Annotated in this window: 10 protein-coding genes; 5 read left to right on the forward strand and 5 right to left on the reverse strand. The window is 64.4% G+C overall.

Features of this window, described 5'->3' with window-relative positions:
* Nucleotides 1–166: 166 nt before the first annotated feature.
* Nucleotides 167–697, forward strand: coding sequence for a 3-hydroxyacyl-[acyl-carrier-protein] dehydratase FabA (gene fabA, locus VDP82_RS09340; RefSeq protein WP_323014579.1), 531 nt, complete (start codon nucleotides 167–169; stop codon nucleotides 695–697).
* 80 nt (nucleotides 698–777) lie between these two features.
* On the forward strand, nucleotides 778–2,004 hold the full coding sequence (fabB, locus tag VDP82_RS09345) for a beta-ketoacyl-ACP synthase I (protein WP_323014580.1): 1,227 nt from the start codon (nucleotides 778–780) through the stop codon (nucleotides 2,002–2,004).
* A gap of 17 nt (nucleotides 2,005–2,021) precedes the next feature.
* Here the strand turns inward: fabB and VDP82_RS09350 are convergent, their stop codons facing one another.
* From VDP82_RS09350 to ubiE, 5 genes are read right to left on the reverse strand one after another with little or no spacing between them, the layout of a single operon-like run.
* Complete coding sequence (locus VDP82_RS09350; protein WP_323014581.1) at nucleotides 2,022–2,738, reverse strand: HesA/MoeB/ThiF family protein; 717 nt, start codon at nucleotides 2,736–2,738, stop codon at nucleotides 2,022–2,024.
* A complete protein-coding gene (locus tag VDP82_RS09355; protein ID WP_323014582.1) occupies nucleotides 2,728–3,459 on the reverse strand; it encodes a DUF2259 domain-containing protein in 732 nt (243 codons plus the stop codon). Before VDP82_RS09355 ends, VDP82_RS09350 begins: the two co-directional genes overlap by 11 nt.
* Complete coding sequence (gene dut / locus VDP82_RS09360; protein WP_323014583.1) at nucleotides 3,443–3,913, reverse strand: dUTP diphosphatase; 471 nt, start codon at nucleotides 3,911–3,913, stop codon at nucleotides 3,443–3,445. Before dut ends, VDP82_RS09355 begins: the two co-directional genes overlap by 17 nt.
* The gene (ubiB, locus tag VDP82_RS09365; RefSeq protein WP_323014584.1) at nucleotides 3,910–5,469 is read right to left on the reverse strand and encodes a 2-polyprenylphenol 6-hydroxylase; all 1,560 of its coding nucleotides are present in this window, start codon (nucleotides 5,467–5,469) and stop codon (nucleotides 3,910–3,912) included. Before ubiB ends, dut begins: the two co-directional genes overlap by 4 nt.
* A gap of 3 nt (nucleotides 5,470–5,472) precedes the next feature.
* A complete protein-coding gene (gene ubiE, locus VDP82_RS09370; RefSeq protein ID WP_416347096.1) occupies nucleotides 5,473–6,255 on the reverse strand; it encodes a bifunctional demethylmenaquinone methyltransferase/2-methoxy-6-polyprenyl-1,4-benzoquinol methylase UbiE in 783 nt (260 codons plus the stop codon).
* A 95-nt stretch (nucleotides 6,256–6,350) separates the two neighbouring features.
* On the opposite strand from ubiE, the gene mutM reads away from it, so the two are divergent.
* The 3 genes from mutM to VDP82_RS09385 form a co-directional block, all read left to right on the forward strand.
* Complete coding sequence (gene mutM, locus VDP82_RS09375; protein ID WP_323014586.1) at nucleotides 6,351–7,244, forward strand: bifunctional DNA-formamidopyrimidine glycosylase/DNA-(apurinic or apyrimidinic site) lyase; 894 nt, start codon at nucleotides 6,351–6,353, stop codon at nucleotides 7,242–7,244.
* A 140-nt stretch (nucleotides 7,245–7,384) separates the two neighbouring features.
* On the forward strand, nucleotides 7,385–7,651 hold the full coding sequence (rpsT, locus tag VDP82_RS09380) for a 30S ribosomal protein S20 (RefSeq protein ID WP_323014587.1): 267 nt from the start codon (nucleotides 7,385–7,387) through the stop codon (nucleotides 7,649–7,651).
* Nucleotides 7,652–8,570: 919 nt separating this feature from the next.
* A partial coding sequence (locus tag VDP82_RS09385; RefSeq protein WP_323014588.1) for a DnaA ATPase domain-containing protein occupies nucleotides 8,571–9,307 on the forward strand: 737 nt, incomplete at its 3' end.

Here is a 9,307-nt window from a genome sequence, read left to right on the forward strand (position 1 = left end):
AAAGGGCCGGAAATTGCAGCCTCCTTATAGCCATGGCGCGGGGTTGAGACAAGTTGCCGGCCCCCAGCGCGCCGGGCATTTGCGCCCAATGGCCGAGAGGGCGCGTCTTGACCCTGTTCCTCCGCGCCTATACGAGACCAGACTGAGGTTTAACCGGGGTAATGGCATGGCCGAGCGGCAGAATGCATTTGGTTATGAGGAACTGCTGGCCCACGGCCGGGGCGAGCTGCCCGGCCAGATGGATGCCCGCCTGCCGGCGCCGCCCATGCTGATGTTCGATCGCATCACCCGCATCGATGAGACCGGAGGCTCCCATGGGCGCGGCCAGGTTCGGGCCGAACTCGACGTCAATCCGGACCTGTGGTTCTTCAAGTGCCATTTCATCGGCGACCCGGTCATGCCCGGCTGCCTGGGACTGGACGCGGTCTGGCAGATGACCGGCTTTTTTCTCGGCTGGATCGGGGCTCCCGGCAAGGGCCGCGCCCTGGGCGGGGAAATCAAGTTCACCGGCCAGGTCACCGACGATGTTGAAATCGTCGAATACGGTATCGATATCAAGCGGGTCATGCGCTCCCGCCTCACCCTGGGCATTGCCGATGGCTGGGTGAAGGCTGATGGCAAGCTGATCTACGAGGCCCGGGATTTGCGCGTGGGCCTGTTCACCGATGCCCAGTTGCACGAGCAGAAAAACGCCTGAGCGCCGCGCCATTGCTCTATGATAAGAAAGAGGCATCAGCCCCAACGATGCCCGCAAAGGATCGATAGGACGAGGACACGATGAGACGAGTTGTCGTAACCGGCATGGGTATCATTTCCTCGATCGGCAATTCGCTGGACGAGGTGACGACGAGCCTGCGCAACGCTGCTCCCGGCATTGTATCCGCGCCCGACTACATCGAATTGGGTTTTCGCAGCCATGTGAAGGGTGATCCGGGGCTCGACCCCTTCGATATCCTCGACCGCCGCGTTACCCGCTTCATGGGCAAGGGCGCCGCCTGGAATTATCTCGCCATGCAGCAGGCCATCGCCGATGCGGGGCTCGAGCCGGGCGATATTTCCAACCCCATGACCGGCATCGTCATGGGCTCCGGCGGCGCCTCCACCCGCACCATCGTCGAGGCAGCCGACATTACCCGCAAGAACAACAGCCCCAAGCGCATCGGGCCGCTGGCCGTGCCCAAGGCCATGGGCTCCACCGCCTCGGCAACGCTGGCCACCTCCTTCGGCATCAAGGGCATCAACTATTCCATCACCGCCGCCTGCGCCACCTCCAAGCATTGCATCGGCAACGCCATGGAGCAGATCATGCTGGGCAAGCAGGATATCGTCTTTGCCGGCGGCCATGAGGACCTGGACTGGACGCTGACCGATCTTTTCGACGCCATGGGCGCGCTCAGCTCCGACTTCAACGCCACCCCCGCCAAGGCCAGCCGCGCGTATGACGCGGCCCGCGACGGCTTCGTCATTTCCGGCGGCGCCGGCGTGCTGGTGCTGGAGGAATACGAGCACGCCAAGGCGCGCGGCGCCCGCATCTGGGCCGAGCTGGTCGGCTATGGCGCCACCTCCGATGGCGTGGACATGGTCGCGCCCTCGGGCGAGGGCGCCGAGCGCTGCATGCGCATGGCGCTGGCCAATGTCCGCGAGAAGGTCGACTACATAAATCCCCACGCTACCTCGACGCCGGTGGGCGACCTCAAGGAAATCGAGGCCATCCGGTCCCTGTTCGGCAATGAGGACAAGTGCCCGCCCATCTCGGCCACCAAGTCGCTCACCGGCCACAGCCAGGGCGCCACGGGCGTGCATGAATCGATCTATTCGATCCTGATGATGAAGCATCGCTTCATCGCCGAAAGCGCCAATATCGAGGTGCTCGACCCGGCCTTCGAGGACATGCCCATCCTGCGCCAGCGCCGCGACGACGTCGATCTGGGGGTGGTGCTGTCCAATTCCTTCGGTTTCGGTGGCACCAACGCCGCCCTGGTCTTCAAGCACCCCGACGCCTGAGGTGCTCTTCACAAGCCTCAGAAGGAAAATTCGCTGAAGCGCCCGCCCTTGCCGTCATAGGTGAGCACCCTGCCGATCAGCGGCTCGCCGAGGCCGGTGATGAGCTTGATCGCCTCCATGGCCATCAGCGTGCCGATGACGCCGGTAAGAGGGCCGATAATGCCGGTCGCCTCGCAACTGGGCAGGTCGCTGTCATCGGCCTCTCCCGGATACAGTGCGGCAAAGCGCGGCCCGCCCGGAGCAAAGACCGTCACCTGGCCATCAAACAGCGACACCGCACCCGACACCAGCGTCAGGCCCAGCCTTTCTGCGGCTTCCGCCACCATCCGGCGCGTCGCCAGATTGTCGGTGCCATCAAGCGCCAAATCATAATTTTCGAGAACCGCTTCCACATTGCCCGCATCGAGCCTTTGCTCGTGCAGCACGATCTCCACATGCGGATTGAGCCGGGTCGCGAACGTGCCGGCGCTCGCCGCCTTGCCCAGGCCCGGCTGGCTGTGGACGATCTGGCGATGGAGATTGGAGAGCGACACGCTGTCATGGTCGGCAATGCCGAGCCGGCCGACGCCCGCTCCGGCGAGATAGGCGATGGCGGGGCTGCCCAGCCCGCCCGCGCCCACCACCAGCACGCGGGCGCGCCGGAGCATCTGCTGCCCGGCCCCGCCCATGCCCTTGAGCACCAGATGCCGGGCATAGCGGCGGGTTTCGTCTGATGAAAAGGGCTTATCGGCCAATGGGCACCGCGATGAAGCGCCGGTCCGGTCCTTCAAATCCCAGCGGATAGACGCTTACCAGCGCCACCAACCCGGCCTGCATGTCGGCGTCGGCCCCAAAGGGCTCGGCGAAGGGCGCGGCCACCCCGTACAGCCGATAGGCCAGCGGACAGTCCCGGCTGGTGGGAATGCGCTCGTCGCGGTAGATTTCGCTGCGCTCCCCATCCCGCGTCAGGGTGAGGGCAAAACCCAGCACCGGCTCGTCGGTATAGTCGGCGCAGGCAATCTTGCTCGGCGCCTCGAAGCTATCCAGCTCCAGCTCGAAGCTCTCGCGCGGCGCGCCTAGCCCATAGCCGGGCCAGCCGGCTTCCAGCCGCGTGAAATCGGCAGCCTCGCCATCGCCATTGAGCGCCAGCATCATCGCCGGTTCGGTGATTCCATGATCATCGAGCAGCGAGCGCGCCTGTTCGGCGGCGATGTGCCGGGCCTGGGAGAGCGATGAGCCATCCTCCTCCAGCCTTACGCGAATGGGGCTGCCCTTCACCCACATGTCCGTGGGCAGTTCCAATATGAAGACCGAGCTATAGGCAAAACCCGACCCGTCCTGGATACCGAATTCCTCGAAGGCAAAATAGCTCAAATCGGGGGAATAGCCGATGAGGTTTATCCCCGCCCGGTCGCCCGCCAATGCCGCTGTCGCGCCCAGCGCCAGCAGCCACGCGCCGCTAAAGGCCGCTGCCACGGCCCGTCGAACCGAACCCCTTGTTGCCCCGTTCTGTCGCATCGAGCTTCGCCTCCGTCTGGAAAATGGCCGCGCTCACCGGGGCCACCACCATCTGGGCGATCCGGTCTCCCCGGCGCACCACAAATGCATCCTGCCCCAGATTGATCAGCGGCACCATGACCTCGCCGCGATAATCGGCGTCGATCGTGCCCGGCGCATTGAGCACCGTGACCCCATGATGCACCGCCAGGCCCGAGCGCGGCCGCACCTGCGCCTCATGGCCCTCGGGCAACGCCATGGCGAAGCCGCAGGGCACAAGACCCCTCTGGCCCGGCGCCAATACCAGCTCCTCGCCTTCGCCAAGCGCCGCGCGCAAATCCATGCCGGCCGCGCCCTCGGTCTGGCGTGCGGGCAGGGGCAGGCCCTCGCCATGGGGCAGCCAGTTGAGCGGAATGGAAATGATCGGGTTCATAATGCGGCTCCGCTGACCAGCCGCCAGAGCAGCGCCAGGAGCGTCACGCCGGCCAGCCCCATGAGGATGAGCTTGGCCCAGCGCATCGCCCGGTCGGGCGGCTGCGCCTTTGTGGCATGATAATCGGCCAGCGCCAGCTCGGCCTCTGCCGCGATCACCGGCAGGCGGCCTGCGGCTTCCGCAATGGTGTCGAAATGTTCCTTGAGCGCCTCGATCCGGCCCAGGGGGCCGGCTTCCTTGCGCAGCCAGTCGCCGACCACCGGCTCGGCCACGGTCCAGATATCGAGTTCTGGATCGAGCGCGCGGGCGACGCCTTCCACCAGCACCATGGATTTTTGCAGCAGCACCAGCTCGGGCCGGGTCTGCATGGAGAACAGGTCGGTGATGGCGAAAAGCTGGCCCAGAACGCGCGCCATGGAGATGTCGGCCGCCGTGCGCCCATGCAGCGGCTCGCCGATGGAGCGGATCGCCAGGGCGAAATCGTCCACCGACTGGTCCTTGGGCACATAGCCGATCTCGAAATGCCGCTCGGCGATCATCCGGTAATTGCGCGAGATGAAGCCATAAAGGATGTCGGCAAGAAAGCGCCGCTCCTTGCGGTTGATCCGGCCCATGATGCCGAAATCCACCGCGATTACGTCGCCACTGCGCGGATCGGCGAAAAGATTGCCCGGATGCATGTCGGCATGGAAAAAGCCGTCGCGGATCGCGTGGCGCAGGAAGGCCTGCAGCAGCTTGGCCGCCAGCGCCTTGCGATCCACCCCCGCCGCGTCGAGCGCGGCATGGTCGCGGATGGGGATGCCGGCCACCCAGCTCGTGGTCAGAACGTTCTGGGCCACATGGTCCCAGCTCACCGTGGGGATGACAAAGCCGCTATCGTCCTTGATGTTCTCGGCCATCTCCGAAATGGCCGCCGCCTCCAGCCGCAGGTCCAGTTCCAGCCGGGCCGAGCGGTCGAGCGTTTCCACCACCTCGGTAGGCCGCAGGCGGCGCGTCGAGCGCACCATGCCCTGCGCCAGCCGCGCCGCCACGTAGAAACTCTCGATATCGGCCATGAAGCGTTCGGAAACGCCGGGCCGCAGGATCTTGACCGCCACGTCCTGCGGCAACCCGTCCTTGGGCCGCAACCGGGCCCGATGCACCTGCGCGATGGAGGCGGCCGCCACCGGCGCGCTCATCTCGGTCAGCTCCGCCGCCTTTTCGCCCAGGGCCGTGGTCAGAATGGCCGGCACGAACGCCGGATCGAAGGGCTCCATGCGGTCCTGAAGGGCAGAAAGATCGCTGGCGATCTGCGGCCCCACCACATCGGGGCGGGTGGCCAGGGTCTGGCCGAACTTGACATAAGTGGGGCCCAGTCGGTTGAGCGCCGTATTGAGGCGCTCGACCTGGCCGGTCTTTTTGACGCTTGGCCGCTCGATGAGCCGCGCCAGCCGCACGCCCAGCCCCAGCGGCGCCAGGGCCGGAGGCAGGTCCTTTACCGGTACGATGGACAGGGCTCCTTCACGGGCCAGCACATAGCCGGCGCGCATGAGGCGGAAATAGGAAACCAGCCCCATCGCTCAGATTTTCCAGCCCGAGAACAATGTGGCGATATTGCCGGTAAAGGGCGTCGCCTTCACCCGGCGGAAGCCGGCCTTGCCCATCATGGCCGAAAAGGCGGTGGGGGCGGGAAATTTGCGGATCGATTCCACCAGATACTGATAGGGCTGGGCGTCCCCGGTCACCAGCCGCCCCAGGGGCGGGATCACCCGGTCCGAGAAGGTCTTGTAGACCGCGTCGAACCCCGGCACGTCGACCTGGGAAAATTCCAGCACCAATATGCGCCCGCCGCGCTTGAGGACGCGATAGGCCTCGTCCAGCGCCTTCTGGATGCGCGGCACGTTGCGGATGCCGAAGGCGATGGTATAGGCGTCGAACCCGGCATCGGCAAAAGGCAGTTCCTCGGCATTGGCGACGACGAAACTGGCCTGCGCGGGATAGCGCCAGGCCTTGGCCCGCTCAGCCCCTACCCGCAACATATCGGGATTGATGTCCGAGACCACGACTTCGGCATAACCCACCGAGGCATTGACGATGCGCTCGGCGATATCCCCGGTGCCGCCCGCCATGTCGAGTACGCGATAGGGGCGCGTGCCGGCCTTGGGCGGGGCCAACTCGGCCACCATGGCATCCTTCCACAGCCGGTGGATGCCACCGCTCATCAGGTCGTTCATCAGATCGTAGCGGTCGGCGACGTCGTGGAAGACCTTGTTGACCAGGCCCTGCTTGTCGTCCATGGCCACGGTCTGCTCGCCGAAATGGGTGGTCTCGCGCGCTTCGCTCATGGCCATCGCCTCGTCCATAAAATCATGCTGCTTTCCGATCCGGTCGGCGCGCACCATATCCAAGCCAATTCGGCTTGGATATGGCACAAAGACGCACAGGTAAAGGAGAAGACATGCCCGAACTGCCCGAGGTCGAAACCCTCCGCCGTGGCCTCGAGCCGTTCCTCGTCGGGGCCCGTATCGATGGGGTAACGCTCAACCGACCCGATCTGCGCTTCCCCTTTCCCCCGGGATTGGCCCAGGCGGTGACCGGCCAATCCGTGCTCTCGGTGGGCCGCCGCGCCAAATATCTGCTCTTTACGCTTTCGGGCGGCCAAACGCTTCTGAGCCATCTGGGCATGACCGGCTCCTGGCGCTTCGCCGACCGAACGGTGGATGCGCCCCGCTATCACGCGACGGGCGCCGCTCCCCGGCACGACCACATGGTCTGGGATATCTCCCATCCCGACCACGGCCACAGCCATCTGATCTATGCCGATCCCCGGCGTTTCGGCTTCATCGACCTTTATGGCGATCCGTCCGAAAGCCCCTATCTCGCCGGGCTCGGTCCCGAACCTTTGGGCAATGATTTCAACGCGACCCGGCTGGCCCTGGCCTTCATGAGCAAGAAGGCGCCGATCAAGGCCGCCCTGCTCGATCAGCGCGTCGTGGCGGGGCTGGGCAATATCTATGTTTCCGAAGCGCTTTACCGCTCCCATATCCTGCCCACCGTCCCCGCGGGCGCGCTGGTCGATGAGGCCGGGGCGCCGCGCCCGGCGTTGGAGGCATTGGTCGTCGCGGTGCGCGACGTGCTTAACGCCGCCATTGTCGCGGGGGGCTCCACCCTGCGCGATTTTCGCAATGCCGAAGGCGCCTCGGGCTATTTCCAGCACAATTTTCTCGTCTATGATCGCGAGGACGAGCCCTGCCCCACGCCCCTTTGCCCGGGCCACATCACGCGCATCGTGCAATCGGGACGCTCGAGCTTCTTTTGCCCCCTCTGCCAGAAGGCCTCCTGGCCCGCCTGAATCCAGTTGACGCTTCCGCGCCTTTCCCCTATAGACCGCGCAACTTGGCGGCTGTCGAACGCCGCCGCTTTCATTTCATCCCGGACGTTCGTCTTGCTGAAGCCGAGACGTCTGGCCGGTTGGACGCCAAGAGGACCGCAATGGCCAATACGCCCTCAGCCCAGAAGGCTACCCGCAAGATCGAAGCCCGCACGGCCGTGAACAAGTCGCGCCGCAGCCGCATGCGCACCTTCATCCGCAAGGTCGAGGAAGCCATCACCGCCGGCGATCATGCCGCTGCGTTCGCCGCGCTCAAGGCCGCCGAGCCCGAGATCAACCGTGCCGCCAACAAGGGCATCGTCCATGCCAATCTGGCTGCCCGCAAGGTCAGCCGCCTCAATAGCCGCGTCAAGGCCCTGAGCGCCTGACCGAAAGGCTCGCGCTCCTTCTTCGGGGCGCCTCCGAACAGACGAGACTGGGCTCCGAAAGGGGCCCATTTTCTTTGTATGGTAGCTTGGGAAGTTTTTCTGGCCTTGCGGCTTCATGTCAGGGATATGACGGAGTCTGCCCCGCTGTCGATCTTTCCGTCTTCCTGCCGTTTTTTAAGACGTTGCAAGGGTTTATTGCGTTTTTGAGCAGGGCGCGTCGCCTTGCCGCGGGCGGTTTTCGGGCCGGGTGAACCGAAAGGGGAAATAAATTTTTTACCCCTTTGTCTGTCTTCGGCGCGCGATTCTGCATTGAGTCTCAGGCGCTTGGTTTACGCAAATTTGAATGGGGCGAGACGGGGAAAATCACAGAGTCAGAGTCAAGCCCCCATTTTGCAGATTCCACGGTTGCGGCCCCAAAATCGTCCCTCTAAAGTACTTTCGACAGCGCAGGAAAGGACGCCGAAAACGAGCGTCCGGCAACGTCGTCAGGGTCAGTTTTGGGGCGTGGGTTTTGGATGTTCGGGCAGCAATGTCCGATCTCTTTCATCCGGTGGAATTCGTGTTTGCAGCAAGTGTGACAGCCGGGTTTTTCAGGCCCGGTGACGTTTCATAGGCCTGCGGCCGGACAAGGCCAGGTTCATAAGGAAATGGAGTTTCGAGCCGGTGGCGAAAGCGCCGGTACTGTTGAATGCGTCCAAAATTCCGGGCGTTGCGGCATAAAATCCGGTTTGAGCCTCCGCAAGGACAGCGCGCCGGGCATCAAGAACAAGAAAAGGCCATCCCGGCTTTGCGGGCCGGATGGCGTGAACGAAAAAATGGGGCACAGTCGATGACGCGACAGGCAATAGCCGGAAGGGATGATTGGGCGCAGGCCCCTTCCCCTTCCTTCTCTCCGGTCAATAAAGGCGAAAAACCTGTCATGAGCATCTCCGAATCCACCGATGGCCAGCGCGAACTCTGGAACCGGGTCCGCGCCCGCCTCAAAGCCGGTGTGGGCGAGGATGTGTTTGCCTCCTGGTTCGCCCGGCTCGAGCTGGAGGAAATGGTGGACGGGCTGGTCCATCTTTCGGCGCCCACGCGCTTCCTTTGCTCCTGGGTCCAGTCCAATTACGCCGATCGGATTCTTGATGCGTTCCGGCAGGATGTCGAGGCCGTCGAGCGCCTCCAGGTGACGCTGCGCGTCAATGGCCAGGCCCGCCCTCGGCTTGCATCGACTGTGGCCGCCGAGCCCGCCGCGCTGGCCGAAGCGGCTGCCCCCATTGCGGCTCCGGCGGCGCCCATCCCCGCCAGTCCGCCGCGCCTGGTTCGCGACAACAGCTCGGCCAAGGGCGATGCGCTGGCCGGCAGCGCCATCGATCCGCGCATGACCTTCGACAATTTCGTCGCCGGCACGGCCAATGAAATGGCGTTCGGCGTCGCCCGTCAGATCGCCCAGGCTGTCACCAACAATACGGTGAGCTTCAACCCGGTCTATATTCATTCCACCGTGGGCCTGGGCAAGTCGCACCTGCTCAACGCCATTGCCCACGCGGTACAGCAGGGCGATGGCGCCAAGAACATCGTCTATCTCACCGCCGACCATTTCATGTACCATTTCATCACCGCCGTGCAGCGCCAGTCCGCGCTCGGCTTCAAGGAATGGCTGCGCCGGGTCGA

This window comes from Devosia sp. (assembly GCF_034675085.1).
Taxonomy (GTDB): Bacteria; Pseudomonadota; Alphaproteobacteria; order Rhizobiales; family Devosiaceae; genus Devosia.